A 26,633-nucleotide genomic window follows, 5' to 3' on the forward strand; every position below is an offset into this window, starting at 1 on the left:
CCAAAAGAAAATTTTTATCTGCTTAGCCCAGTCGCATGCAAGCAGGTTACAACGATCATTAACTGTCCCGGAACTCCGACTGTACCGGTATTAAATCAACAATGGAATTCAACGCTGTAAAGCCTGTTTAAATACAGGTGTAGCATTTTTATTGCCAGGAAAAACCAATCACTGCTCAATTCAACATTTTACTTATGTTACATCGACTACTCCTCTTACTGCTATTATTCAGTTCAACAGCAGTATGGGCACAAACACGAACCGTTACCGGACGTGTTTATGCTGCAAAAGACAATACACCTTTGCCAGGTGCTTCTGTGGTAGTGAAAGGTACCACCAGTGGTACCGTTAGTGATGCAGATGGAAATTTTAAACTGCAGATCAATGATCCTGCAGCCACTACTTTACAAATCCGATTTATCGGTATGGAACAACAGGAAGTGCTGATCAGCAATACTCCGCTGAATATTGCACTTCGTTCTTCCGGAAAGGATTTAGGTGAAGTAGAAATAATAGTAGCTTATGGTACTGCTAAGAAGGGCTCTTATACGGGCTCTGTTGCACAGATCAAAGGCACTGAACTGGAAAACAGACAAGTATCCAGCGTCACCAAAGCATTACAGGGGCTGGCAGCGGGTGTGCAAAGCACCTCCAGCAGCGGGCAGCCAGGTGCTGATGCCACCATCCGTATTCGCGGAATTGGTTCTATCAACGCTTCTGCTGATCCGCTATATGTGGTGGATGGAGTACCTTATGGTGGTAGCCTCAGCGCCATCAATCCATCCGATATCGAGTCTATCAGCGTGTTAAAGGATGCGGCCTCCAGTGCATTGTACGGTTCCCGTGCGGCGAATGGGGTGATTATCATCACTACCAAAAAAGGCCGGGGCCAGGGTACTATAATAGATGCACGTGTTAGCCAGGGCTACTCCAAGAGAGCCGTAAAGGATTATGAAAAAGTAAGCACCGATCAATACGTTCAAATGTACTGGGAAGCACTCCGTAATGCCGGTTTAACCAATGGTCAGTCTCCCGCAACCGCCGCTACACAGGCGAGCAGCAGTCTTATCAGAAGAATTGGGATTAACCCTTACGGAACCGCATTTCCTCAACCGGTAGGCACAGACGGTAAACTGGTGGCAGGCGCTAAAACATTGTGGGATGATAACTGGAATGATGCGATGCAACGCACCGGACATCGTACACAAGCCGATCTGAACATCAGTGGCGCTACCGAAAAAAGCAGGTACTATATTTCCGGCGGTTATCTCAATGATCAGGGTGTTTACCTGGCCTCCGGTTTTAAAAGATATAATGTACGCAGCAATGTAGAATTAGACGCCAAGAAATGGCTGAAAGTTGGATTGAACGTGAGTGGTGCACACTCCGACCAACAGGCGCCTCCTTCAGAAGACAGCCGCTCAGATAACTACGTGAATTACGGTCGCCTCATGGCCAGCTTTTATCCTATTTATCAACGGGATCGGGCTACAGGCGCTTATATATTGGACGCTAAAGGGAACAAAATATTTGACTATGGTAGTTACCGCCCCAGCGCAGCCAATACCAACAGTAACCTGGTAGGAACTTCTGCCATAGATAAGCATAACTACACCAGAGATGATGTGTCCGCACGTGTATTTGGAGAAGCGACTATCTGGAAAGGGCTGAAGTTTAAAACCAGCTACAACGCAGATTATACCGCCCAAAATCAACATGATTATACCAACCCGGTGTATGGTTTTGATGCGGAAGTAGGAGGTACAGTAGAAAAAGTATCTACCCGTACTTTCAGCTGGACTTTCAATAACATCCTTACTTACGAGCAAACATTCAATGAAAAGCATCACCTGAACCTGTTGGCAGGACAGGAAACCTATAAATATACCAACACCTTCATGGATGGTACACGTTCAGGTTTCTCCCTGCTGGGTCTTGATGAACTGTCTGATGCCTCTCTGATCAAAGATCTGCAGGGATATTCAGATACGTATAACCTTTATAGTTACCTGGGCCGTGCAGAATATGACTACCTGGGAAAATACTTTTTATCAGGATCCGTTCGTTCCGACAGATCTTCCCGTTTTGCACCTGATCGCGCCTGGGGTACTTTCTGGTCTGTAGGCGCTTCCTGGAAAGTTACGGAAGAAGAGGTCCTGAAAAACAGCAGCTGGCTTAACCTGCTGACGCTTCGTGCCAGCTACGGTGCACAGGGAAATGATAACCTCGGTTCTTACTACAACTATCTTCCATTGCTGGAAGTAAACAGTAACCTGGGAGAAGGTGGTACTTATCGCAGAGTGCTTTATAACAAGAACCTGAAATGGGAAACCAATCTGAATCTGAATGTGGGAGTGGATTATTCTATGTTCGATAACCGGTTCGGCGGTACCCTGGAATTCTTCCAGCGTAAATCCAAAGACCTGTTATATCTGAAACCATTGCCTCCTTCTTTGGGCTATGGATCGATCGCACAGAATATCGGCGCACTGAAAAATACAGGTTATGAAGTGACCCTGCATGGTGTTCCGGTAAAGACAAAGGACTTTAGCTGGGTAGTGGATTTCAATGCGACCCATTATAAAAATAAGGTGACGGAATTACCGCAAAAAGAAATTATCAGCGGCACTAAAAAGCTGATGGTAGGAAGATCTATTTATGATTTCTGGCTCCGCGATTGGGCCGGTATAGATGAGAAGACCGGTTTACCATTATGGTATGTTACCAATGCAGATGGTACCAAGGGTACAACTGGTACCTATAGTTCCGCATCGCTGTATTATACAGGTTCCTCCCTGCCGGATGTGTATGGTGGTTTCACCAATACCTTCAACTACAAAGGATTTTCGTTGTCGTTTATGGTTGCTTATAGTTTAGGTGGAAAAGTACTCGACCAGGATTATCTGTTCCTGTTAGGCACCGGAACCTCTGCAGGACGGTCTTTCGGTACAGAAATGCTGAACCACTGGACTCCGGAAAATACGAAGACAGATGTACCGAAGCTGACTACCATTCAAACCAACTGGACATCCGTTTCCAGTCGTTTTTTGTATGACGCCAGCTACGCCCGTTTGAAAACGTTGAACCTGAGCTATAATCTCCCTAAGTCACTGATGGAGAGAGCACATCTTAACAATGTACTCGTTTATGTACAGGGAGAAAATCTTTTCACCTTATATAATCATAAGGGCCTGGATCCTGAGCAATCCGTTGGAGGTACTACTTACTATCGCTATCCGGCTATCAAATCTTTATCTGCCGGTATTAACCTGAGCTTCTAAAAATCAAGACCATGAAAAAGAACTTTTTTATATTCATCATCGCTGCTCTTGTGCTGGGATCCTGCAGTAAGGACTTCCTGGAACCCAAGCCTACTAATGCTGTGCCAGACGATGAGGTGTTCAATACCGTAGATAATGTGGAAACTGTGATGAATGGTACCTGGTCTTATATGTTTGAAGAGTTTTTTACATATGCCGTTCCCGGTTACAAATCCATTCACCTGACCAGCGATGCCATGGGCAGTGATATTGCCGTAACACAATCATATGGTTTGAGGGACTCTTATGGTTTCACCGAAATGGTAGATAATACCAAAAACCGTGTAACCGCTTTCTGGACCATCCTCTATAAGGTGATTGATAACTGTAATAATATCATCGCGAAAATAGATAATGCTACCGGAGATGACGCTAAAAAACAGCGCATCAAAGGCCAGGCATATGCCCTGCGCGCCAACTGCTACCTGACCCTTGCTTCTTATTATCAGTTTAACAGAACCGGTACCGAAAAAGCAGTGCCCATTTACCTGGAGCCTACTACCGCTACGTCTGTGGGAAAACCTAAATCTACCATCGGAGATGTATATAAACAGGTGATTGCTGACCTGGAGAAGGCATTACCATTGCTGAAGGATTATGAGCGCAATCCGAGCCAGAAATGGAAGATTGACGGGAATGTAGCAAATGGTTTATTGGCCCGGGCATATCTCTACAACCATCAGTGGACACAAGCTATTACCGCTTCGGTAGCAGCGCGCAGTGGTTATTCCCTGATGTCTGGTGACGATTATAATAAAGGATTCAGCGACCTGAATAACGTAGAATGGATCTGGGGACATGGTCAGACGCCTAACCAGAGCAATGCCAGTTATAATTTCCATTTCCTGGATGTATCTACGCCGGCGTCTTACTACCAGAGCTTTATGTGCGATCCTTACTTCCAAAATTTCTTTGATAGTGCAGATGTACGTTTCCGTTTATTTGACTGGGATACATTACCTGATCAGGAAGGCTACCTGCGCTACAAGAAATTCCGTTTCCGTGATGCTACTGCACTCGTAGGCGACCTGGTGCTGATGCGTTCAGCAGAAATGTACCTGATAGAAGCGGAAGCTTATACCCGTAACGGTAATAACGGTAAAGGTGCCGAGGCGCTGAATGCACTGCGTGCTGCGCGTAATGCCACTACATACAAAGGCGGTGGTAATTTGCTGGATACTATCCTGGTGGAAAGAAGAAAAGAGCTGTGGGGAGAAGGGTTTGCACTGTCTGATATTATTCGTACAGGCGGCACCGTAGTAAGGAAGCCGTTTCTTTCCTATACCGGGGAAGACAGTATTATTAACGTACGTCGGGCAGACGGTACTTTTTTACAGGTAGCCGGTCAGGGACATCTTACCCTGAAACAGCCGGACGGCAAAGCGTTTACGCCGTATAGCAATTATTACCTGTTTGCCATCCCGATTTCGGAAATACAGAATAATCCCAATCTCAATAACTAAAATCAAATGCCGGGATTGGACCACCGGCGATTACATAAAAAATGGGCGGTATCATATTTTGATACCGCCCATTTTAAATTATGTCGTTCCTATATTTTAATAAATCCAGGGCAGTATTCTGCTGGTATGTTTCATATAGTCTGTATACTCTTCACCAAATTGCTCGGTCAACATTTTTTCTTCTATATTCATCCGGTAAATAAAAACTGCCAGCACCGGAATAAACACAATCGCCAATCCCAACCAGTTATTGATAGATAATCCAAACCCAAGGAAAGACAGCAGGGAACCGGCGTAGGAGGGATGCCGTAGTAAACCGTACAAACCGTCTTTTTTGATATGATGATCCTTGCGGATGGTTACCACCACGGTAAATAACCGTCCCAGCTGTGCAATAGATATAAAGCGAAGCAACATACCCAGCAGTATAACGGATAAGCCTATACGATTCATGAGCGGCCCCTGCATAATATAATAGTGTGTTTTAATAGACACCAGCACCGCGATATTTATAAACACAATGATTACGATCCAGATAAATGCCAGGCTGCCTCTGTCCTGCTTTTTTTTGTCGGCCTTATCGCCGCCACGGAGAATACGATGTAGTAATATTTCAGAAAGAAACCAGACCAGGTAAATAATGGACGATAACGAATTCATGATGTGACAGATATTAGAATAGTATATGCGTAATATATGCCATATTTTCTGATCTTCAAAAAGGTACGTAATTTGTATCCGCAATTAAAACGTGTGCTATGGAAAATCTGCAAGCAATATTACAATCTTCCACCCCTGTATTAATAGATTGTTTTGCTACCTGGTGTGGCCCCTGCCAGATGGTACCACCCATTCTGAAAGAGGTAAAAGACAAGCTGGGAGATCAGTTGAGGATTATTAAAATAGATATAGATAAGAACCAGCAGTTGTCAGCACAATGGCAGATCAGTAGCGTACCTACCTTACTGCTTTTTCGTAATGGGAAATTGATCTGGCGTCAGAGCGGAGTAGTGCCGGCGCATCAGCTCTTGCCGATACTGAAACAGCAACTGGTGTAGCTTTTAGCCATTAGCTTTTAGCTTTTAGGAAATGCAGCGGAGATTAACATATTATCTTCTCCGCTGCATTTCCTAAAAGCTAAAAGCTAATGGCTAAAAGCTAAATCCTATTGTAGAAGGTTTGCAAGTCCCTGGCCAATACGTCATAAATAGGCCGGGTAAATTCCATAAAGAGATCAGAAGGAGGGGGTGGTGGCATATCCTGTCCACCTATGAGCCGTTTATCATCATCACTTAATGCCCTTTCATCACCACGGAAGGTACCAAACTGATTCAGCCAGGTATAGCTTCCCGGAATGCGGTCTGTTCGCAGCAACTGCCCGTTACTGGTATTGGTAATGCGATAGTCCAGCAGTCCTTTCGATACAACCGTCTTTTTGGTTATATACAAAGTAGCCGTTACCGTTTTATAAACATTGCTTTCTTTCCCGGTGGTATCTTTGGTAGTACCTACGATAATTTCTTTCGAAACATCGCGCTGGATGCGATCTACGTAGGTTTGTCCTACTATAAAATCAAAAAAGCGCAATTCAATATATTCATCAGGACGGAGATTTCCATTGCGGGCCACACGCTCATCGTAAAACTGCACAAACTGGTTAATATTGCGTTGTTGCAGGTTTCTGACGAGATAGTCCCGGAACTGGTCTGCGGAGAACTGGTAATAAGGAGAGCGCACCTCAATTTCGCTGACTACTACATTGATAACGCCCAGTTGATAGGCTTCATCTTTTCTTTGTTTGGTGTCGCGGTAGTTGGGGATGAGCTTAAGGGCAGCGCTAAATTCTTCATATGCCTGGCGTGCACTGGCTTTATCACCCTTGTCCAGTAGTGACATGCCCCTGTCGTATCGCGTTTCTGCGGCGTTTTCCTGGGCTCCTGTAATGGCATCGCTATAGTCCTTTGGTTGCACCAGTTTAAGGGCAGCAGGGGATTTATGAATGCTGTTATAAAGGCCTTGCAACGCCCTGTATTCATTACGTACAGATTCCCACTTCAAGTCGTTATTGGAACGCAGGTAGGCATTCACCCGTTCTTCCCGCTGTAATTGGGCCTGTTTATAAGCATCTGGCAGCATTCGGGTAGCGGTAGCATCCTGGGGCTTACGTTGCAGCTTCTTTACGAAGGCATTAACAGCTTCGTCGTACCTGCCTTTATTATATAATTTTTCGCCTGATTTGCAGGAAAGGAAGAAGGTGTAAAGGAAAATGGCGGCTACACTGAGTAGCTGCCTCCATAATAACTTTTTCAAGGGGATTAATTTTATAAGGATATGTTTGCCTGCTACAGCCCCGTTCCTGCCTATTTGTATTGTCTTCTGAGTTCTCTGTCAGCTTCTCTGGCTTTAATGGAGTCGCGTTTATCATGCAGTTTCTTTCCTTTACCAACACCTATTTCAATTTTGGCAAGACTTTTATCTGTGATAAACATACGCAGAGGCACGATGGTGTAGCCGCGTTCTTTGATTTTATTTTCAATTTTTCTTAATTCCTTCTTGGTCAGCAGCAATTTGCGTTCACGTATGGGGTCGTGGTTGGAGGAGGTGCCATGGGTGTACTCGGCAATATGCAAGCTTTTTACAAACAATTCTCCTTTGGAAAAATAGCAGAATGAATCATTGAAACTCACTTTATTGGCACGAATAGACTTAATTTCCGTTCCCAGCAATACCATCCCGGCAATATATTTATCTTCTATTGCGTACTCGAAATATGCCGATCTGTTCTTTAATTCTGCCATTTATGAAGCTGTAAGCCTTTAGCTTTTAGCTGTTAGCCGTCAGTATTCAGAGATGTTTATCTGAAATACAAAAGGGCTAACAGCTAAAGCTAACAGCTAGTTTTTAAATATGGTCAGCAAACTAGCCAACCTCGTCTTAAGTTCTTTTCTATCCATGATGAAATCCAGGAAACCGTGCTCCAGCAGGAACTCAGCGCTCTGKAAACCAGCAGGCAAGTCTTTTTTAATGGTTTCTTTAATGATCCTCGGACCTGCAAAACCAATCAGTGCACCCGGTTCTGCAATGTTCAGGTCGCCCAGCATTGCGTAGGAAGCGGTTACACCACCGGTAGTAGGATCGGTCATTAAAGAGATGTAAGGCTGTCTGGCATTGGCCAGCTGTGTAAGCTTGGCAGCCGTTTTAGCCATCTGCATCAACGAAAAAGCGCTTTCCATCATACGGGCACCCCCGGATTTGGAAATGATCATCAGCGGCATTTTGTTAACGATGCAATAGTCAATAGAACGGGCAATTTTTTCACCCACTACCGATCCCATAGAGCCCCCGATGAAGTTGAAATCCATACAGGCTACTACCAGATCGTTGCCTAATACCTTGCCGGCACCAACCGTCATGGCATCTTTTAGGCCCGATTTCTTCTGTGCATCTTTCAACCGGTCGCTGTAGGGCTTCAGATCTTTAAAGCCCAGGAAGTCCGTCGGGTATATATTTGGGAACAGTTCCTCGAACTGATTGTTATCAAATATGATCTCAAAATACTCTGCTGAGTTAATACGGTTGTGATAATTACACTTATCACAAACATAGAAATGCTCTTTCAGATCCTTTACAGTGGTGGTTTTTTTACAGTTAGGACACTTGTGCCACAAACCATCCGGTGCTTCTTTCTTTTCACTGGTGGTGGTAGAGATGCCTTGTTTAATTCGCTTAAACCAGCTTGACATATTTTACTATTAGATTAGAAAATAGTGGTGCAAGATACGAATTATCGTATAAAGCCAAAAACATATAGGGAAAAGCTTTTAGCTATTACCGTTTAGCCCTTAATAAACAGAACGGAGACAAAAGCGATAATTTAATATTATTCGCTCCTGTCTCCGCTTACTAATAGCTGGTAGCTAATGGCTGATAGCTATTTATTATGCGTTTCTGTTAATACAGTTCAGATCTCTGAATGCTTCTTCCAGACGCTTAACAAAGGTTTCTTCACCTTTGCGCAGCCATACGCGTGGATCATAGTATTTTTTATTTGGCTTGTCAGCACCTTCGGGGTTACCCAGCTGGCCCTGCAGATAATCTTTCTTTGCTTCGTAGAAATCGTGGATACCTTCCCAGAATGCCCACTGCATATCTGTATCGATATTCATTTTGATAACGCCATAACCCAGTGCCTCTGTGATCTGGTGCTTAGGAGAACCGCTACCACCGTGGAATACATAGTATACTGGCTTAGCAGCAGTTTTGTATTTTTCCTGGATAAATTCCTGGCTGTTGTGCAGGATCACCGGACGCAGCTCAACGTTACCAGGCGTATACACACCATGTACGTTACCGAAAGCAGCGGCAACAGTGAAACGTGGACCTACTTTAGATAAAGTTTCGTAAGCGTAAGCTACTTCTTCAGGCTGTGTGTACAGTTTAGAGTTATCTATACCGGAATTATCCACGCCGTCTTCTTCACCACCAGTTACGCCCAGCTCAATTTCGATGGACATACCCAGCTTGTTCATTCTCTCAAAATATTTATGAGAAATTTCGATGTTTTCAGCAATTGGTTCTTCAGACAGATCCAGCATGTGAGAGCTGTACAGTGGCTGACCGTGGAGCTTGAAGTATTGTTCGCCCGCATCCAGCAAACCATCAATCCATGGTAACCATTTTTTAGCAGCGTGGTCAGTATGTAATACTACCGGTACACCATAATATTTAGCTACTTCATGTACGTGCTTGGCGCCGGAGATACCACCTGCAATGTTCGCCTGCAGCTTATCATTTGGCATGCCTTTACCGGCAAAAAATTGTGCACCACCGTTGGAAAACTGTATAATTACCGGTGAATTTACTTTAGCAGCTGTTTCCAGTACCGCATTCACGGAGTTAGTTCCCACAACATTCACGGCAGGCATAGCAAATCCGTTGTCTTTGGCATCGTTATACAGCGCATCCAGCTCTTCGCCGAATAATACGCCAGCTCTGTATTTTCCCATACTCTGATATGTGTTTTATTTTTTAGGAAAGCAAATATAAGGAGTTAAATAGAAGATTTATAGCGAAAAGTAAGTGCTTATGTATTAAATCTACCAACAGAAAAATGTATTTTACCCGATCTCAACCCGCATCAGCATGAAATCATGTCTAACCCTGTTTATATGGGCGCTTCTGCAAATACCCGCTGCTACCGTGTTTGGTGGGAATGCAAACGATTCGCTTACTTACTATACTTCTTTTGATGGTACCCGGATTCACTACACCGTAAAAGGTACAGGGCAACCGGTATTATTAGTGCATGGTTTTATTACAGATGGTGAGTCCTGGAAAAAAACAGCTTTATACGATTCGCTGGTATTACATGGCTTCAGGGTAATTACGCTGGACCTCCGGGGAAATGGCGCTTCAGATCATCCGCACGATAGTACCGCCTATCTGCAGGATGCGGAAGCTAAAGATATCATGGGACTCATCACTTACCTGGGGCTGAACAGCTACCAGGTGGTAGGCTATTCCCGGGGAGCTATTATAACAGCCCGTTTGCTGGTGCTCGATGCCCGCGTACGTTGTGCGGTAATGGGAGGGATGGGCACCGCCTTTACCGATCCGGCCTGGCCACGCCGGCAGTTATTTTATGAAGCCCTTTCCGGAAAAGAGGTACCGGAGCTGGCGGCCATGGTAAAAAATGTTCAAAAGGCCGGTCTGGATCAACGCGCCCTGGCACTGATGCAATTTGGCCAACCCGCCACTTCACCACAGGAGCTGGCCAAGGTGCAACAACCGGTATTGGTCATAGGAGGAGATAAAGACGGAGATAATGATACCGGTGGATCATTGGCAGCGATGATGCCGGCAGGTATGCATGGCACCGTAGAAGGAGATCATAATACCGTGGTGCGTACTGCTCCTTTTGCCGCATGGGTACTAAATTTCCTGCAAACGCATTAACTAACGGTTAATGTATTGCCGTCCACTTTAATAGTATACGCCGTTAATGCAGCAGTAGCTGGCCCGGTGTTTACCGCGCCGGTTGTGCTATACCGGCTGCCATGACCGCAAGGCGCATTGCATTCTATTAATTTAGTGCCGTTGTTGAAATTAGCTACGGTGCAGCCCTGATGAGTACAGGTACTGGAGAGCGCCGCAAAATTAGTTGCTGCATTACCGGCGCTGGTACGGATAATAATAACGCCATTGGATATTTTAAAATCGCCGACGTTAGGCAGGTCGGACGTTAGGTTGAGTGACAGCCTGGGATTGCCACCAGTAGGAGGGGGAGGCGTATCGGAGCCGCCACCTCCTTTGCTGCAAGCTGCCAAACCTGCTGTACAGGCTAATACGAGTGTTAATCCAATGTTGGAAACAAAATCTCTTCTTTCCATAGAAATGCGTTTTAGTTGATCGATAAACTGTTTACGCAAATGGAAAGCGGRAGGTTGCCTTTAAAAGTTAAGGGAAGAAAAGTAAGCCGCGGATTCCAGTAATCGGCTGCCATACCAGGAAAACATTTCCCCGTCTACCAGCTCAATACGTGCATGTGGCACAATGGCCTGCAATTCGGCCATATGCTTTTCTTTAAAAGGATAAGGTTCAGATGATAATAACAGCAACTCACAGCCGCTTCCGGACAGCTGTTCAGGGGTAATGGCAGGATAACGAAGTTGTTCGCCAAATACATTATGCAAACCGCAGGCACTTAGCATTTCATGGATAAAAGTGTCGCCACCCGCGACCATCCAGGGATCGCGCCAGATGAGATAAGCGGTGGGAATCGGAACGGGACGTACCGGCAACGCGGCAAAACCAGCTTTTATTTGTGTCACCAAAGTGGCTGCAGTGGATGAACAGTGGGTTACAGCGCCTATACCGGTGATCATGTCATAAGCATCCTGCAGCGTTTGTATATTACTGACCCATACCGGGTAATCGGCCATCAGCGGCTCCACATCGGTTGCCAGGTTTTCTTCTTTGTTGGCAATAATCAGATCCGGTGATAACGCCGCAATTCTATCACGGTGTATATGTTTGGTACCGCCTACCTGTGTTTTTTTCCGGAACCACGCGGACGGATGTACGCAGAATTTAGTAATGCCCACCACTTCATGATCGAGCCCCAGCGAATATAGTAATTCAGTTTGGGAAGGCACCAGTGAAATGATTCGCTGTGGCGGGTGTTCAAGTGTTATCTGTCTGTTTAGCTGATCGGTAAAAATCATGTAAAGGTGATTATGTAAGTATTTTTTTATAGAGATGTTACCCACATGAGCCACATCTCTATAAAAAAATAACAATCGGCTGCTATCTGCCTAATGCCTGGATAATATCATACTTGGTAACAATGTGGTGGTTGCCACTATCGTCCTTCGTCAGCACGGCGCCATTTTCCCGGTTAATGTAAACGGAGAGCTTTTCTATAGGCGTATCCTGGCTTACCAGCGGGAAGGACGACTGCATCACTTGCCTGATCAGTGCATCTTTCAGGTTGGCATCATCAATCAGTCGATTGAATAAACCGTTTTCAGAAATGGCGCCAATGATTTCTCCGCCCTGTTCAACGGGGATATGTTCTATGTCATATTTTTTCATGCGGGCAATCGCTTCGCTCACTTTCTCATCGGCGTTAATGGTGACCAGTGGCTGGTTACGGCGGCTGTTCACTACGTCTTTTACTGTTTTAACATCCAGGAATCCGCGTTCCATCATCCACTGATCATTGTATATTTTTCCTACATAACGGCTGCCATGATCATGAAAGATGACCACCACCAGGTCTGTTGGCTTCAATGTTTCTTTCAGCTGTATAAGCCCTGCTATAGCTGATCCGGCAGAGTAGCCAACAAAAATGCCTTCTTCTTTGGTGATGCGGCGGGCCATCACAGCAGCATCTTTATCCGTTACTTTTTCGAACTTATCAATCACTTTCATATCGTAGTTCTCCGGCACAAAATCTTCCCCAATACCTTCCGTGATATAAGGATATACTTCGCTCATATCCAGTTCGCCGGTTTCGAAATATTTTTTCAGCAGGGAACCATAGCTGTCAATGGCCCATACTTTTATGTCCGGATTTTTTTCTTTCAGGTATTTCCCGGTACCTGTAACGGTGCCGCCAGTGCCGGTGGCCACTACCAGGTGGGTAATTTTACCTTCCGTTTGTTCCCATATTTCCGGACCGGTTTGTTCGTAGTGAGCTTCCCGGTTAGCCAGGTTATCGTATTGATTTACGTAAAAGGAATTGGGTACTTCGGTGGCCAGTCTTTTTGATACAGAGTAGTAGGAGCGGGGATCTTCCGGTTCCACATTGGTAGGACATACAATTACTTCTGCACCTACAGCTTTCAGGATATCYACTTTTTCCTTGGATTGTTTATCGGTGGTCGTAAAAATACATTTGTATCCGCGGATAATCGCTGCCAGCGCCAGGCCCATACCGGTGTTGCCGGAGGTGCCTTCAATGAGGGTGCCACCTGGTTTCAGCAATCCTTTCTGTTCTGCTACATCCACCATTTTTATGGCCATGCGGTCTTTAATAGAGTTGCCCGGGTTAAAAAATTCTACCTTGGCGAGGACGGTACATGGGAGAGAAGCGGTTACGCGGTGCAACTTTACCATCGGGGTGTTTCCTATCGTTTCGAGTATGTTATCACAATATTTCATAAAAAATGAGGTTGTATAGTTACGAAAATAAGGAATTGCATTGATACGCGTGGAACCGGGGGATGGCCTTCGGCGATTGTCTTTTCTCCCGATTAAACTGATTAACTGATTTGTATGTTTTTTTTAAGGTCTTTTTAGAAAAGTACTTACTTCGTTTTAAAAGCTCTTTCAAAAGGATAATATTATTAGAACAATCAAAATCCTCAAAATCAGTTTACCCGGGAGAAAAGACAATCGCCGAAGGCGATCCCCTCCACACTTTCTTATTATCTTTGCCCCGATGAGTGAACGAATTTTTATCACCGGCATAGGTACCGGTGTAGGCAAAACCCTCACATCTGCCTGTATTACCGAAGCGTTAACGGCAGATTACTGGAAACCTGTACAAACAGGTTTGATGGAAGGTACAGATACGGATACGGTGCTATCATTATTGTCCAATCCGGTGTCAGTTTGTCACCCGGAAGCCTGGCGTCTGCAGGCACCTGCCTCCCCGCACCTGGCAGCACGACTGGAAAATACGACGATAGATATAACGAAGATTCTCGCGCTGGCAGACGAATACCAGCCGATGGGGCGTCCTTTGCTGATGGAAGGTGCGGGAGGCGTGATGGTACCTGTCAATGAGTCGGTTTTTACCCTGGACCTCATCGTAGCGCTGAAGGCCCGTGTGGTGATAGTGGCGCAAAACTACCTGGGAAGCATTAACCACGCATTATTGACTGCACGTATACTGCAACATACAGGCGTTCCCGTTATTGGGTGGGTTTTTAGCGGAGATCACCACAGTAATGAAGAGGATATTGTAAGATGGAGTGGCTATCCCAAAATTGGCCGTATCCCGCTGGCAGAACATGTAGATAAGGCATTTGTACAACAACAGGCACAGTTGTTGACATCCTCGCTGCATACTTTAATGGCATGACCACGAAAAAGGATATACGAAAACATTTCCTGGAGCAACGGCTCAACCTGGACGATGATACTTCCCTGGCATTGAATGAACGCCTGCTGGCAAATTGCCGGCAGCTGGACTACAGTCGTAGCCGGATGGCACATATTTTTCTTCCCATCTCCGAAAAAAAAGAAGTAGATACCTGGCCCCTGGTAAAATGGTTGCGGGAACAACAGCCGCAAATGGCATGGGTGCTTTCCCGGTCGGATATGAAAACGGGCGAAATGACCCACCATCTCTGGAAAACCAATACTATACTGGTAAAAAATAAGTTCGGCATTCCGGAACCGGATCAGGGCGAAGTAGTACAGCCGGCCGATATAGACCTGGTATTTGTACCTTTACTGGCGTTCGACCGGCAGGGTCAAAGGGTAGGTTATGGCAAAGGAATGTATGATCGTTTCCTGCAACAGTGTGGCCCCGGAGTGCGTACCATCGGCCTTTCGCTGTTTGAACCCATTCAAAAGATTGAAGACGCCGATGCCTGGGATATCCCGTTACAAACGGTAGTGACCCCGGATCATATTTATCAATTTAAATAAACAACAGTGCTCAGATATCTTAGTTTTATTTTATATCCCTTTTCCCTGCTGTACGGCCTTGTGATGTGGCTACGTAACCGTTTTTATGATAAGGGACTGTTGACAGCGGTAGAATTCGACCTACCGGTTATTGCTGTGGGCAACCTTTCTGTAGGCGGTACCGGTAAAACACCACACGTAGAATACCTGATCCGTTTGCTGAAAGATTATTTTAAAACGGCCACCCTCAGCCGGGGGTATAACCGCCGTACCAGCGGCTACCTGTTGGCCGATGAAAAAAGCACAGCCGCCGATATCGGGGACGAACCCATGCAGTTTCATGATAAATTTCCGGATGTAAAGGTATGTGTGGGAGAGGAAAGGATGTTGGCTATTCCCCAGCTGCTGGGGGATGAACCGGATACCCAGGTGGTACTGCTGGATGATGCGTTCCAGCACCGCTCCATCAAGCCGGGCATGAATATTATGATCACCGACTACAGCCGCCTGTTTACCCGCGATCATGTGGTGCCCTTCGGCCGTTTAAGGGAAGGACGTGCCGGTTATCACCGGGCAGACTGTATTATCGTATCGAAGTGTCCGCCGGCCATGAGCGCGGGGGAGAAGGTAGCCCTGGAAAAAGAAATTAAACCATTGCCACATCAGCGGCTCTTTTTCACTACCTTGCAATACGGCGCCCTGTCCGATATGATTACCCATCAACCGGTGGAAATCCCCAAATCAGCAACCGTATTGCTGGCGTGCGGTATAGCAAGGCCCGAACCATTGCTCGAAGAATTGAAACGACGTTACGAACAGGTATACCTCTTGTCTTTTCCCGATCATTACTATTATACTGAAAAGGATATTGAAAAAATCAAAAAAGAATGCAGCGAGTTACCCGGCACCGAAAAGATTGTCATTACCACAGAAAAAGATGCGGTAAGATTACATCTGCTCAAAGGAGTGCTGGCAGAACAAAACCTGCAGATTACTGTTATGCCAGTGGAGATTTCATTTCTCTTTGGCGAGGCAGCATTATTTAATAACTTTATTTTTGACTACGTAGGCCGGCATCTGCCAGTCCCTGGTCAATAATAACTTACGACTAACATGAGTAGAAAAAAGAAAAATAAAAAAGGCAGTAACAACAACTCCACCCCGAACACCAATAACAACAATAGTAGCCAGAAGAAAACCTTTAAAGGCATATTGGAAGTGACCAGGTCAGGAATGGCCTTTGTGATTGTAGACGGCCTGACAAAGGACATCATGGTGAAGCAGAAGAATCTGCATACTGCCCTTGATAAAGATGAAGTGCTGGTAGACGTGCTAAAAGCAGCGCGCAACGAAGGCCGGATGGAAGGCATCATAACGGACATCCTTAAACGAAATAAAACGGAATTTACAGGTACCCTGCAGGTAAGCAAAAGTTTTGCTTTCCTCATTCCCGAAAAGGGATTGTTTATGCCGGATATCTACATTCCAGCCAACTCCCTCGGAGGTGCTAAAAGCGGCGATAAAGCCGTGGTGAAAATAGTGGCCTGGGGAGAAAAATCACGTAAACCGGTAGGAGAGATCGTAGAAATTCTCGATGCCAGCGACACGAATGATCTGGCCATGAAAGAAATCCTCATCGAAGCAGGATTCCCGCTCAGCTTTCCCAAAGAAGTACTGGAAGAACTGAACACCATCCAGGAAAATATCTCAGAAGAAGAAGTTGCCAAACGTAAAGATATCCGCAAAATCCTGACCATGACCATCGATCCGGTGGATGCCAAGGATTTTGATGATGCTATTTCTATACGCCTGCTGAAAAACGGACAGTATGAAATCGGTGTTCATATCGCTGATGTGAGTCATTATGTATTGCCCGGCACAGAACTGGACAAGGAAGCGGATAAACGCGCTACCTCTGTGTATCTTCCGGATCGTGTACTGCCGATGCTGCCAGAGAAAATTTCCAATGAACTGTGCTCTCTGCGTCCGCATGAAGATAAACTGACTTTCTCCGCCATGTTCCAGATGAATGAGAAAGGAGAAATCAGACAACACTGGATTGGCCGCACGATTATTCACTCTGATCACCGCTTCACCTATGAAGAGGTACAGGAGATCATTGAAAGCAAGGACGGTCCCTTCAAAAATGAAGTGCTGTTGCTGAATAAAATAGCGCAAACCATGCGTGCACAACGTTTTGCTCATGGCGCTATTAACTTCTCTTCACAGGAAGTACGCTTTAAACTGGACGAAACAGGCAAGCCTATTGGCATTGTGGTGAAGGAAAGTAAAGAAGCACACCAACTGATCGAAGAATTTATGCTGCTGGCTAATAAAACCATTGCGGCATATGTAGGTAAATTAAGAATTAATAAACAACCGATACCTTTCCCGTATCGGGTACATGATACGCCGGATCCGGAAAAACTGAAAGTGTTCGCGCTCTTTGCCGGTAAATTCGGATATAAATTTGACCTCAGTACACCTGAAAGCATCGCTACGTCCTTCAACAACCTGTTGTTGAATGTGAAAGGCAAGCCGGAACAGCCGGTGCTGGAAACATTGGGTATCCGTACCATGGCCAAAGCTATTTACACAGTGAATAATGTGGGCCACTACGGTCTTGGTTTCGAAGACTATTGCCATTTTACTTCTCCCATCCGCCGCTACCCAGATGTACTGGTACACCGTGTACTGGCAGAATGCCTGGCCAACAGTGTAAGGCCGGATAAGCAGATGGAACAGAAATGTAAGCACAGCTCTGAAATGGAACGCAAAGCCATGGAAGCTGAAAGAGCCGGTAACAAATATAAGCAGGTAGAATATATGCAGCAGTTTATTGGTAACACCTTTGAAGGGGTTATCAGTGGTGTGGCACATTTTGGTTTCTGGGTAGAAACCATGGATACCAAGTGCGAAGGCCTGATCAGCATCCATAACCTGAATAAAAGAGAAGAATTCCAATATAACGAAGGAGAATACGCATTGGTAGGTCAGAGCACCGGCCGCAAATTTCGTATAGGCGAAAAAGTGAGTATCCGCGTAGTAGCCGCCAACCTGGCTAAACGTCAACTGGATTACGATCTGGAAGATGAGCTGACAGGTACCGGCACCGCCAGGGCTGAATTCCAGCCTAAACGTCACGATGACCGTAAAGATCACCGTAAGGATGATCGCCGTGACGACCGCCGCGATGATCGTAAGAAGAAGAAAGAAAAACATCGTGGTGAGTCTGCATCTAATAAACCATGGCAGCAGGGCGCTAACGGCGTATCTAATGTACCACAGGTGTCCAGACGTGAGCCGGAACCAGTACCGGTGGTAGACCAGGTAGTAGCGGAAACGCATGTGGTACCGGTAACACCGGTTCCTCCTGCTCCCGTATCACCAGCAGCGGCGCCACCAGAGAAAAAGAAATGGAGAGAAAAAGCACCGGCTACTGAAAAAGCAGCCGATGCTCCAAAAGAGATAACAGCAGCACCAGAAGTGAAAGCTCCGGCAAAAGCGGTTGAAAAACCAGCACCTGCTAAGGTAGCAGCTGTGAAAGCGTTGGTTAGTGCAGTGCAAGCTAAAACAACTGAAAAGTCAGCACCGGCGAAAGCTCCGGCGATTAAAACACCTGCCAAGGCGGCCGCTAAACCAGCACCCGCTAAGAAAGCAGCAGTGGTAGCCAAGCCAGCCAAAAAAGCAGCCGCTAAACCAGCACCCACTAAGAAAGCAGCTGTGGTAGCTAAACCAGCCAAAAAAGCAGCAGCTAAACCGGCACCAGCTAAGAAGGCAGTCGCTAAACCAGTTAAGAAGGTAGCCGCTAAACCGGCACCGGTTAAGAAGGCAGTCGCTAAACCAGCTAAGAAGGTAGCTGCAAAACCGGCACCAGCTAAGAAGGTAGCTGCAAAACCAGCACCAGCTAAGAAGGCAGTCGCTAAACCAGCTAAGAAAGTAGCTGCAAAACCAGCACCAGCTAAGAAGGCAGTCGCTAAACCAGCTAAGAAAGTAGCTGCAAAACCAGCACCAGCTAAGAAGGCAGTCGCTAAACCAGTTAAGAAGGTAGCTGCAAAACCGGCACCAGCTAAGAAGGCAGCCGCTAAACCGGCTAAGAAGGTAGCTGCAAAACCAGCACTAGCTAAAAAGGCAGCCACCAAGTCAGCTCCTGCAAAGAAAGCAGTGGTGAAACCGGCAGCTAAAAGCAAGTCAAAGAAAAAGTAAATAATAAAATACGAGCCACCAGTGATGCATTCATTTCAGGAGTTAACAGCGCAGTTTAGTCAACATTTTGAGAAACAACATTTTCCGGAACAACCCAGTAAGTTATATAATGCCGCCTCCCATATCCTGGATATCGGCGGTAAAAGAATACGGCCGGTATTGTGCCTGATGGGAAACGAGTTATTTGATACCCTGCATCCGGATGTCATGGAAGTGGGCAGTGCAGTAGAGCTTTTTCATAATTTTACATTATTACATGATGATATCATGGATAAAGCCCCGCTCCGCCGCGGTAAGGCTACCGTACATACGGTATATGGCGAACCGGCTGCTATCCTTGCAGGGGATGTGATGCTCATCAATGTATATGAACACCTGAATAAAATAGATGCACACTATAAACAAAAAATCATCGCTGTTTTTAACAAAGCCGCGATTGAAGTTTGTGAAGGGCAGCAACTGGATATGGACTTCGAAGGAATGGAAGCGGAAGAAGTAAAGTATGATGACTACGTCCATATGATTGGCCTGAAAACATCTGTGTTGCTGGCTGCCAGCTTACAGCTGGGCGCTATCATCGGCGGCGCTGGTGACGGAAATCAACAGCATCTTTACTCGTTCGGTAAAAATATCGGTATTGCCTTCCAGATCCAGGACGATTACCTGGATGCATTCGGAGATCCGGAGAAATTCGGTAAACAACAGGGGGGCGATATCCTGGTGAATAAAAAGACTTTCCTGCTGCTGAAGGCGCTGGAATTGTGTAATCCAACAGAGCGTGCAGAATTAAAAATGCTCCTGGAAACTTCTCCGGCCGATAAAGTAGAACGGGTACTGTCGTTATTCCGCAGTTGTAAGGTAGATGAGTGGGCAGAAAAGGAAAAAGAACGTTTCCAACAGCTTGCTTTTCAAAGCCTGGACAGCATTGCGGTGCTGTCTAACCGCAAAACGGCGTTGATGGAATTGGCTAACTACCTCTTAAACCGTCAGCAATAAGGTTTGTATTTAAAATCGCATTATATTCGCGCTTGTCTTATTCAGGATGAAGTGATATGATATGCTGATTGCACTGATTTTTTCTGAGAGATTTAATCAGCGCAATCAGCATTCTTATTTTTAGCAGGGTAAGATGGTATATTTAGTAAATTTAAAAACAACTGTAACACGTAATTCCTTCGCCAATGTCAAATTCGCTGTTTCGAAAAAAATCGCTTGCCACAATTATAAAAGATGCCAAAGACGGATTGGCAGACGGTCATGGAACAGGAGGATTGCATAAGGTACTAAAGGTGAAAGACCTTACCGCGATGGGAATTGCCGCCGTTATTGGCGCCGGTATTTTTTCCACTATCGGGGAGGCCTCTTTTCATGGTGGTCCGGGGGTATCATTGCTATTTGTTATCACTGCTGTTACCTGCGGCTTCTCTGCCCTTTGCTACGCAGAATTTGCTTCCCGGGTACCAGTATCGGGCAGCGCCTATACTTACTCTTACGTTACTTTCGGAGAACTCGCCGCCTGGGTAATCGGTTGGGCGCTGATCCTCGAATATGCCATCGGGAATATTGCCGTGGCCATTTCCTGGAGCGGGTACTTCAATAACCTGCTGGGAGGACTGGGTTTAAGCTTGCCTTCCTGGCTGGCCAGTAACTACGACAGCGCTACCCCTGCTATTATAGCGGCTGCACCGCATATTGCTGGTATCCCCATTATTCTCAATCTCCCCGCGTTTATCATTGTAGTGCTGGTGACTTACCTGGCCTATGTAGGTATTCAGGAAAGTAAACGTAGTGCCAATTTTATGGTGGCGCTCAAAATACTGGTGATCCTGTTTGTGATTGCAGTAGGCTTTTTTTACGTAAATAAGGCGAATTGGCACCCTTTTATGCCTAACGGCTTCTCTGGTGTGCTGAAGGGGGTATCTGCCGTATTTTTCGCTTATATTGGCTTTGACGCCATCAGTACTACCGCCGAAGAATGTGAGAACCCGCAGCGAGATTTGCCCAAGGGTATGATCTATTCCCTGATCATCTGTACGGTATTATATATCCTGATTTCTTTTGTACTCACGGGTATGGTCCCTTTTTATAAATTAAAGGTAGATGATCCCCTGGCTTTTGTTTTTGACCAGGTACATTTACCATGGATCAGCTACCTTATTTCCATCAGTGCGGTGGTGGCTACTACCAGCGTATTGCTGGTGTTCCAGATCGGTCAGCCACGTATATGGATGAGCATGAGCCGGGATGGGCTGTTGCCAAAGCGTTTCAGCAAAATTCACCCGCGTTTCCAGACACCTTCCTATGCTACCATCATTACTGGTATTTTAGTAGGTGTGCCGGCATTGTTCCTGAACCTGACCATTGTAACGGATCTTACTAGTATAGGTACCTTGTTTGCTTTTATCCTTGTTTGTGGCGGTGTGTTGATATTGCCGAGAGAAGAAAAGGCTGCCGTAAAGCGTTTTCAGCTGCCCTATATCAACGGACAGATTATTGTTCCCGCCCTGGTAATAGGCCTGGTGGTGTTGTTCCATAAGGAAATTCTCCTTAAGTTTTCTATGGAAGGTGGCTGGGAAGTATGGAAACACAACATTCCTTTCTACATATTTGTGGTGGTAACGGTGTTGATCACCTTTTTCTCTGCTACCCGTAAACTCTCTCTGATACCGGTGCTGGGGATGTTGAGCTGTTTTTACCTGATGACGGAAATAGCCCTGAAGAACTGGATCGTTTTCTCTATCTGGCTCGCATTAGGGCTCACCATTTATTTCGCTTACAGCTATACCCACAGTAAACTCAGTAAAAAAGCATAAAATACAGGATATAAGCCATTGTGGCCGGCATAACAGCGAAGTTTATACGTTGTTATGCCGGCCACAATGGCTTGGTGCATTCCGCTTTATATTTCGTAACTTCATAGTAGCTCTTTGATCTTAAAATTTATATTTTATGAACATGCTACAACAGGTTGAACACTGGGGTGACAGACATAGCCCCAATTGGCTGAGTGCCGTACGTATACTGCTGGGAATATTTCTGATGGCCGTAGGTGTCTTGTTTGTCATGAACAGAGACGCGCTGGTGGCCACAATTAGTCAGAAACCTGCCCTGGCAGCCATATCCGTAATGTTAGGGCATTATATCGTATTTGCCCATATTGTTGGTGGTTTATTTATTGCGATGGGTCTGCTCACCAGATTCTGCGCTATCGCGAATATTCCGGTATTACTGGGAGCCGTTTTCCTGGTGCATTCTCCTTCCGGTTTATTTAATGTGTATCCGCCTATGGCATTAACAGTGCTGGTACTCTGTCTGCTAATTTTATTTGTTGTTGAGGGCAGTGGCCGTATCTCTGTAGACAGGTACATGCACAATCACCCCGAAAAAGTACGCAGCCGTAAGTATGCTGAGTAAGGGTTATCGTGGTGATATTCATATGCAATACCCCGTCTGATAAATCTCTTCCACACATATCCCTTCAAAATTCTATTTTTGTATTTCAGAAGAATGCAATTATGAAATACCAAATAGGCGACAGCATCTTGCTGTTGAGTTCAAAAGAAGAAGGAACGGTTGTAGACGTTGTGAATGATAATATGGTGATGATAGAGGTACGCGGGACATCATTCCCGGTATATCTCGACCAGATTGACTTCCCATATTTCCATCGTTTCACCCAGCAAAAGCTGGTGAAAGATAAACCCAAACTGATCCCCGGGGACGAGATTAAAGTAGACAGAAGTAAGTACGAAGTATTTAAAACAGACAAAGGAATGTTCCTGTCTGTTTTGCCGGTATACCAGATGGATGGCCTGGATGAAACAGTGAAACTGATGAAGTTTCACCTGTTTAACGACACGCCACATGCCATGCGTTTTTATTTTCAGATCTGGCTGAACAACCAGCTGGATCTGGAAATAAAGAATGAGATTCAGCCGTATAATAATTTCTACCTGGCTGATCTGATATTCGAATCGCTGAATGATAACCCGCGGTTTGAATTTTCTTTTTTCCTGAAAGAGCCACAACCCAAGCTGGCCACCTCCATACAAAAGACCTGGAAAATAAAGCCCAAACAAATGTTTGTGCAGCTGGAGCAGTTGCGTATTAAAGAAGAGGCTACAATTACGTATCCTTTGTTCGATAAATTTCCTGAAAAAGAGCCGGAGCCTCCTGCACCAGTGGAATCCGCCAAAAAGAAGGCGCCTATTACTACACTGGGATCCGGAAATTTTGCCAGTCTTTTAAGTAAAATCCAATTACAACCGGAAACATCGCTGACGCCCAAAACGGAAGTGGATCTGCACATTGAAGCACTGGAGAAAAATTGGAAAAGGTTGAGCAATATTGCTATTCTGGCTATACAACTCAATGCATTCCAGCGTTACATGGAACTGGCCATCAGTCATCACCAGCATAACCTGATTGTTATTCATGGTGTGGGCAAAGGAAAACTACGGGATGAAATTCACCAGGTACTTAAACAAACACCGGAAGTAGCCAGTTTTGTAAACCAGTATCATGCAAAATATGGCTATGGTGCTACAGAAATAACATTTAGGTAATATTTTTCTTTACCTTCGCGCCTCAACTACAAACCGTGCTATCGTTTCACTGACTTGTTCAGTGGGAAGGAAAGTCCGGACAGCGCAGAGCAACGCACCACCTAACGGGTGGGGCCTGGTGCAAACCGGGAACAGCAAGTGCCACAGAAAATAACCGTCTGCTTCGGCAGATAAGGGTGAAAATGTGGGGTAAGAGCCCACGGTGCAGGCAGGTAACTGTTTGTGCGGGTAAACCTTGCGTGCTGAAATGCCATGTATACGGTCGCCTGAGGGCTGCTCGCCCGATGACCGAGGGTAGGCAGATACAGACAACGTGCGAACGTTGTCGCAGATAAATGATAGCAGTCTGTCCCGGCTTTGCCGGGGCAGAAACAGAATCCGGCTTACAGGTTTGTAGTTTTTTTTCTTCCCCTTTTTAGATATGCTAAAATAAGCGCTAACTTCCCATTAATATTAATCTCTATTTTATGAACCAGAAAGATGAACATACCTGGGGAACCCTGGTACACCTGGGCGGCATTATAGGTATGGCCGTAATCCCTACTGTGGGCAACATTATCGGTGTACTTGTACTTTGGCTGATCAAACGTAGCGAATCCGCTTTTGTAGATGATCAGGGCAAGGAAGCTATTAATTTCCAGATCACCCTCAGCATAGCTGCGGTGGCAGTGAACCTGATCAACAATATTTCTAATGGATTCTGGTCATTGACCAACTTCTGGCACTATACACGCGGGGAAGCTTTCTTCACCTGGGGCTGGACCGAACTGTTAGGTGTGATATGGCTGATCAATATTATTTTCAGCATCATTGCGGCCGTGAAAGCGAATAAGGGAGAGTCTTATAAATATCCACTGAGCCTGCGTCTTGTTAAATAGAGCTTGAAGCAAAAAACATAAAGCAAAAAGCTATTGTGTAGTAGAATAAAGCGTATATCATTCGCTTATATCTTGTACACAATAGCTTTTTGCTTTCAGCTTTATGCCTTCTGCCTGCTATTAGTTCTTTTTAATGGGTTTCACTTTTGCTTTGCGCTGCTTTTTCCCCTTCACATTTTCTCCTTTAATAGTTGCAGCCAGCTTCAACGCTTCATAACTGTTTATTACACCACCGGTTACTGACAGGTCAGAGAAATTTATTTTTTCATCTGCACTACCTGGTTTATTAACAAGGATAGTGCCGTCTGGTAAAGGAGTGGCACTTTTTTCCAACACATATTTCAGTTGCCTGGCACTGAGCTCAGGATAGTAGGAGAGTACCAGTGCCGCTACACCTGCCACTACCGGGCTGGCCATACTGGTGCCACTGGCACTGCCGTATTTATTGCCACCTGGAACAGTAGAATATATTTGTACACCTGGTGCAAACAGGTCTACACCCTTTTTGCCGTAGTTAGAGAAGCTGGCTACTTTATCATTGCCGGTACCAGTGCTGCTGGCGCCTACTGTAATGAAGTTGGTAGCGGTAGTACCATCCAGAAAATCAGGGTTAGGGAAGTTCAGTACAGAATCATTGTTGCTGCCATCGTTGCCTGCAGCATGCACCAACAATACACCTTTCTCTTCTGCATACTTAACAGCAGCATCTACCCATTCTTTATGGGGCGAAAAGGGTTTACCAAAGCTCATATTGATGATCTGCGCACCATTGTCTACCGCGTAACGGATAGCCAGGGCTACATCTTTATCTCTTTCATCACCATCCGGAACGGCTTTCACAGCCATGATGCGTACGTTGTCGGCAACACCGTCCATACCCACACCATTGTTTCTGGAAGCTGCAATAATGCCCGATACGTGTGTGCCATGGAAGCCAAAGGCGCCCATTACATCATTGTTGCCGTATTTATTATCGTTGATATCTTCGAGGTTATCACCTACAATTTTTTCTCTGTTGGCATTCGGCATTACTTCTGTGCTTTCTGCCTTGCGTTTCAGTTCATTCATGTATTCATCGAACTCCATTTTAAACTCACTGAAGGTGGCTGGCTCATCACCGGCACTTTTGAGTAAACGGGTCATGAAATTACGTGCCAGCAACACGTCCTGGTTGGTAGTTTGAATACTATCCAGTTGTGCCACATTGAAATCTTCCTTACCGAGATAAGTCTTCAGAATCGATTCACATTTATTTACATTTTCCTGCAGTTTAGCCATGCTTTTGTATTGCATCTTAAACTGGGAATTAGGTTTTTCTACTTTCGATTGCAATTGTTGCCAGATAGCATACTCTTTGGAGTCTTTTGCAAGGGCAGAATCAGGGTTGCCGTATTTGGTTTTATAGCGATAATATTCGCGGGCGGCTTCTTCTGAATCCTCTTTTAAACTGCTGCCATCTTTACCACCAAGGAAGTTCCATCCATGGATATCATCTACGTAGCCATTATGGTCATCATCCTTGCCGTTGCCGGGAATTTCGCGGGGATTGGTCCACAGTATACCTTTCAGGTCTTCATGTGTGGTATCAATACCAGAGTCGATCACCGCCACAATCACGGGGGTGCTTTTCTTCCCTTTTAACAATTCCTTATAGGCTTTTTCAGTAGATGTACCAAATACGCTGTCGGTATCATAACTCAGCAGATGCCAGTTTTTGGGGACCTGGGTTTTACTTTGCGCGCTGGTATTTGTTGTAAAAGCAGTCATTAATGCAACACACCCTGCCAGGACTGCGACCTCTCGACTAAACAATTTCATGTTCAATAATTTTCCCGATATATAAAACAACTAAAAATATCTTGATGATAACAATAAAGGTAGAGAAAAAGCGGTATAACATTAAATATTAATGATAAGCGCGCTATATGTTGGTTGATTGGGAGATTGAAGGACAATAAAGGAGATAATTACCTGATCTCCAGCCTAATGGAACTGAACTGATCTTATCTTGATTCCGTTGCCCGACCAGTCCGATTGCCACCTGTCACAATCTGCTTTGTG

22 protein-coding genes and 1 other RNA gene are annotated in these 26,633 nt (G+C 45.4%); 14 read left to right on the forward strand and 9 right to left on the reverse strand.

Annotation, left to right across the window (positions count from 1 at the left end; translation table 11 throughout):
* The first annotated feature begins 194 nt into the window (after positions 1 to 194).
* Positions 195 to 3,281 (forward strand): SusC/RagA family TonB-linked outer membrane protein, encoded by a 3,087-nt coding sequence (locus AC1DP6_RS17885; RefSeq protein WP_477056060.1) that lies wholly within the window; start codon positions 195 to 197, stop codon positions 3,279 to 3,281.
* A gap of 11 nt (positions 3,282 to 3,292) precedes the next feature.
* The gene (locus tag AC1DP6_RS17890) at positions 3,293 to 4,783 is read left to right on the forward strand and encodes a RagB/SusD family nutrient uptake outer membrane protein (protein WP_477056061.1); all 1,491 of its coding nucleotides are present in this window, start codon (positions 3,293 to 3,295) and stop codon (positions 4,781 to 4,783) included.
* Between the two features lie 96 nt (positions 4,784 to 4,879).
* On the opposite strand, the gene AC1DP6_RS17895 is transcribed toward AC1DP6_RS17890, so the two are convergent.
* The gene (locus AC1DP6_RS17895; protein WP_477056062.1) at positions 4,880 to 5,443 is read right to left on the reverse strand and encodes a methyltransferase family protein; all 564 of its coding nucleotides are present in this window, start codon (positions 5,441 to 5,443) and stop codon (positions 4,880 to 4,882) included.
* Positions 5,444 to 5,541: 98 nt separating this feature from the next.
* On the opposite strand from AC1DP6_RS17895, the gene trxA reads away from it, so the two are divergent.
* Complete coding sequence (trxA, locus tag AC1DP6_RS17900; protein ID WP_477056063.1) at positions 5,542 to 5,841, forward strand: thioredoxin; 300 nt, start codon at positions 5,542 to 5,544, stop codon at positions 5,839 to 5,841.
* 100 nt (positions 5,842 to 5,941) lie between these two features.
* Here the strand turns inward: trxA and AC1DP6_RS17905 are convergent, their stop codons facing one another.
* From AC1DP6_RS17905 to fbaA, 4 genes are all read right to left on the reverse strand, one after another.
* The gene (locus AC1DP6_RS17905) at positions 5,942 to 7,093 is read right to left on the reverse strand and encodes a hypothetical protein (protein ID WP_477056064.1); all 1,152 of its coding nucleotides are present in this window, start codon (positions 7,091 to 7,093) and stop codon (positions 5,942 to 5,944) included.
* Between the two features lie 50 nt (positions 7,094 to 7,143).
* Positions 7,144 to 7,581 (reverse strand): SsrA-binding protein SmpB, encoded by a 438-nt coding sequence (gene smpB / locus AC1DP6_RS17910; protein ID WP_331966655.1) that lies wholly within the window; start codon positions 7,579 to 7,581, stop codon positions 7,144 to 7,146.
* 96 nt (positions 7,582 to 7,677) lie between these two features.
* Entirely contained in the window at positions 7,678 to 8,526 is an 849-nt protein-coding gene (accD, locus tag AC1DP6_RS17915) for an acetyl-CoA carboxylase, carboxyltransferase subunit beta (protein ID WP_477056065.1), read from the reverse strand.
* A gap of 195 nt (positions 8,527 to 8,721) precedes the next feature.
* The gene (gene fbaA / locus AC1DP6_RS17920) at positions 8,722 to 9,789 is read right to left on the reverse strand and encodes a class II fructose-bisphosphate aldolase (RefSeq protein ID WP_441576991.1); all 1,068 of its coding nucleotides are present in this window, start codon (positions 9,787 to 9,789) and stop codon (positions 8,722 to 8,724) included.
* A 136-nt stretch (positions 9,790 to 9,925) separates the two neighbouring features.
* On the opposite strand from fbaA, the gene AC1DP6_RS17925 reads away from it, so the two are divergent.
* Positions 9,926 to 10,738, forward strand: coding sequence for an alpha/beta fold hydrolase (locus AC1DP6_RS17925; protein ID WP_477056066.1), 813 nt, complete (start codon positions 9,926 to 9,928; stop codon positions 10,736 to 10,738).
* On the opposite strand, the gene AC1DP6_RS17930 is transcribed toward AC1DP6_RS17925, so the two are convergent.
* The 3 genes from AC1DP6_RS17930 to AC1DP6_RS17940 form a co-directional block, all read right to left on the reverse strand.
* Positions 10,735 to 11,172: a QcrA and Rieske domain-containing protein gene (locus tag AC1DP6_RS17930; RefSeq protein ID WP_477056067.1), complete on the reverse strand. Its 438-nt coding sequence runs from the start codon at positions 11,170 to 11,172 to the stop codon at positions 10,735 to 10,737. The two genes, AC1DP6_RS17925 and AC1DP6_RS17930, sit on opposite strands and share 4 nt — an antisense overlap.
* A gap of 60 nt (positions 11,173 to 11,232) precedes the next feature.
* Complete coding sequence (locus AC1DP6_RS17935; RefSeq protein WP_477056068.1) at positions 11,233 to 12,006, reverse strand: helical backbone metal receptor; 774 nt, start codon at positions 12,004 to 12,006, stop codon at positions 11,233 to 11,235.
* Positions 12,007 to 12,088: 82 nt separating this feature from the next.
* On the reverse strand, positions 12,089 to 13,447 hold the full coding sequence (locus AC1DP6_RS17940; protein ID WP_477056069.1) for a pyridoxal-phosphate dependent enzyme: 1,359 nt from the start codon (positions 13,445 to 13,447) through the stop codon (positions 12,089 to 12,091).
* A 280-nt stretch (positions 13,448 to 13,727) separates the two neighbouring features.
* Here AC1DP6_RS17940 and bioD point away from each other — a divergent pair, with 280 nt between their 5' ends.
* The 10 genes from bioD (at position 13,728) to AC1DP6_RS17990 (ending at position 24,572) form a co-directional block, all read left to right on the forward strand.
* A complete protein-coding gene (gene bioD / locus AC1DP6_RS17945; protein WP_477056070.1) occupies positions 13,728 to 14,372 on the forward strand; it encodes a dethiobiotin synthase in 645 nt (214 codons plus the stop codon).
* On the forward strand, positions 14,369 to 14,944 hold the full coding sequence (locus tag AC1DP6_RS17950; protein ID WP_441576997.1) for a 5-formyltetrahydrofolate cyclo-ligase: 576 nt from the start codon (positions 14,369 to 14,371) through the stop codon (positions 14,942 to 14,944). Before bioD ends, AC1DP6_RS17950 begins: the two co-directional genes overlap by 4 nt.
* A 6-nt stretch (positions 14,945 to 14,950) precedes the next feature.
* Positions 14,951 to 16,021, forward strand: coding sequence for a tetraacyldisaccharide 4'-kinase (lpxK, locus tag AC1DP6_RS17955; protein ID WP_477056071.1), 1,071 nt, complete (start codon positions 14,951 to 14,953; stop codon positions 16,019 to 16,021).
* A gap of 15 nt (positions 16,022 to 16,036) precedes the next feature.
* The gene (gene rnr, locus AC1DP6_RS17960) at positions 16,037 to 19,129 is read left to right on the forward strand and encodes a ribonuclease R (protein ID WP_477056072.1); all 3,093 of its coding nucleotides are present in this window, start codon (positions 16,037 to 16,039) and stop codon (positions 19,127 to 19,129) included.
* A 24-nt stretch (positions 19,130 to 19,153) separates the two neighbouring features.
* Entirely contained in the window at positions 19,154 to 20,125 is a 972-nt protein-coding gene (locus AC1DP6_RS17965) for a polyprenyl synthetase family protein (RefSeq protein WP_477056105.1), read from the forward strand.
* A 185-nt stretch (positions 20,126 to 20,310) separates the two neighbouring features.
* Complete coding sequence (locus AC1DP6_RS17970; RefSeq protein ID WP_477056073.1) at positions 20,311 to 21,942, forward strand: amino acid permease; 1,632 nt, start codon at positions 20,311 to 20,313, stop codon at positions 21,940 to 21,942.
* 136 nt (positions 21,943 to 22,078) lie between these two features.
* Positions 22,079 to 22,543, forward strand: a complete 465-nt coding sequence (locus AC1DP6_RS17975; protein ID WP_441577001.1) for a DoxX family protein — start codon at positions 22,079 to 22,081, stop codon at positions 22,541 to 22,543.
* A gap of 101 nt (positions 22,544 to 22,644) precedes the next feature.
* Positions 22,645 to 23,694: a Smr/MutS family protein gene (locus tag AC1DP6_RS17980; protein ID WP_477056074.1), complete on the forward strand. Its 1,050-nt coding sequence runs from the start codon at positions 22,645 to 22,647 to the stop codon at positions 23,692 to 23,694.
* Positions 23,695 to 23,719: 25 nt separating this feature from the next.
* An RNA gene (gene rnpB, locus AC1DP6_RS17985) (RNase P RNA component class A) lies at positions 23,720 to 24,096 on the forward strand.
* Between the two features lie 65 nt (positions 24,097 to 24,161).
* On the forward strand, positions 24,162 to 24,572 hold the full coding sequence (locus AC1DP6_RS17990) for a DUF4870 domain-containing protein (RefSeq protein WP_441577003.1): 411 nt from the start codon (positions 24,162 to 24,164) through the stop codon (positions 24,570 to 24,572).
* A 120-nt stretch (positions 24,573 to 24,692) separates the two neighbouring features.
* On the opposite strand, the gene AC1DP6_RS17995 is transcribed toward AC1DP6_RS17990, so the two are convergent.
* Positions 24,693 to 26,390, reverse strand: a complete 1,698-nt coding sequence (locus AC1DP6_RS17995) for a S8 family peptidase (RefSeq protein ID WP_477056075.1) — start codon at positions 26,388 to 26,390, stop codon at positions 24,693 to 24,695.
* Positions 26,391 to 26,633: the final 243 nt, after the last annotated feature.

Source organism: Chitinophaga sp. 01L420 (assembly GCF_056399985.1).

What these genes read in the sequence shown, in the direction of transcription:
- AC1DP6_RS17885 (WP_477056060.1), top strand. Translation starts at nt 195, where the DNA reads ATGTTACATCGACTACTCCTCTTACTGCTATTATTCAGTTCAACAGCA.
- AC1DP6_RS17890 (WP_477056061.1), top strand. Translation starts at nt 3,293, where the DNA reads ATGAAAAAGAACTTTTTTATATTCATCATCGCTGCTCTTGTGCTGGGA.
- AC1DP6_RS17895 (WP_477056062.1), bottom strand. Translation starts at nt 5,443, where the DNA reads ATGAATTCGTTATCGTCCATTATTTACCTGGTCTGGTTTCTTTCTGAA.
- trxA (WP_477056063.1), top strand. Translation starts at nt 5,542, where the DNA reads ATGGAAAATCTGCAAGCAATATTACAATCTTCCACCCCTGTATTAATA.
- smpB (WP_331966655.1), bottom strand. Translation starts at nt 7,581, where the DNA reads ATGGCAGAATTAAAGAACAGATCGGCATATTTCGAGTACGCAATAGAA.
- fbaA (WP_441576991.1), bottom strand. Translation starts at nt 9,789, where the DNA reads ATGGGAAAATACAGAGCTGGCGTATTATTCGGCGAAGAGCTGGATGCG.
- AC1DP6_RS17925 (WP_477056066.1), top strand. Translation starts at nt 9,926, where the DNA reads ATGAAATCATGTCTAACCCTGTTTATATGGGCGCTTCTGCAAATACCC.
- AC1DP6_RS17930 (WP_477056067.1), bottom strand. Translation starts at nt 11,172, where the DNA reads ATGGAAAGAAGAGATTTTGTTTCCAACATTGGATTAACACTCGTATTA.
- AC1DP6_RS17935 (WP_477056068.1), bottom strand. Translation starts at nt 12,006, where the DNA reads ATGATTTTTACCGATCAGCTAAACAGACAGATAACACTTGAACACCCG.
- bioD (WP_477056070.1), top strand. Translation starts at nt 13,728, where the DNA reads ATGAGTGAACGAATTTTTATCACCGGCATAGGTACCGGTGTAGGCAAA.
- AC1DP6_RS17950 (WP_441576997.1), top strand. Translation starts at nt 14,369, where the DNA reads ATGACCACGAAAAAGGATATACGAAAACATTTCCTGGAGCAACGGCTC.
- rnr (WP_477056072.1), top strand. Translation starts at nt 16,037, where the DNA reads ATGAGTAGAAAAAAGAAAAATAAAAAAGGCAGTAACAACAACTCCACC.
- AC1DP6_RS17965 (WP_477056105.1), top strand. Translation starts at nt 19,154, where the DNA reads ATGCATTCATTTCAGGAGTTAACAGCGCAGTTTAGTCAACATTTTGAG.
- AC1DP6_RS17970 (WP_477056073.1), top strand. Translation starts at nt 20,311, where the DNA reads ATGTCAAATTCGCTGTTTCGAAAAAAATCGCTTGCCACAATTATAAAA.
- AC1DP6_RS17975 (WP_441577001.1), top strand. Translation starts at nt 22,079, where the DNA reads ATGAACATGCTACAACAGGTTGAACACTGGGGTGACAGACATAGCCCC.
- AC1DP6_RS17980 (WP_477056074.1), top strand. Translation starts at nt 22,645, where the DNA reads ATGAAATACCAAATAGGCGACAGCATCTTGCTGTTGAGTTCAAAAGAA.
- AC1DP6_RS17990 (WP_441577003.1), top strand. Translation starts at nt 24,162, where the DNA reads ATGAACCAGAAAGATGAACATACCTGGGGAACCCTGGTACACCTGGGC.
- AC1DP6_RS17995 (WP_477056075.1), bottom strand. Translation starts at nt 26,390, where the DNA reads ATGAAATTGTTTAGTCGAGAGGTCGCAGTCCTGGCAGGGTGTGTTGCA.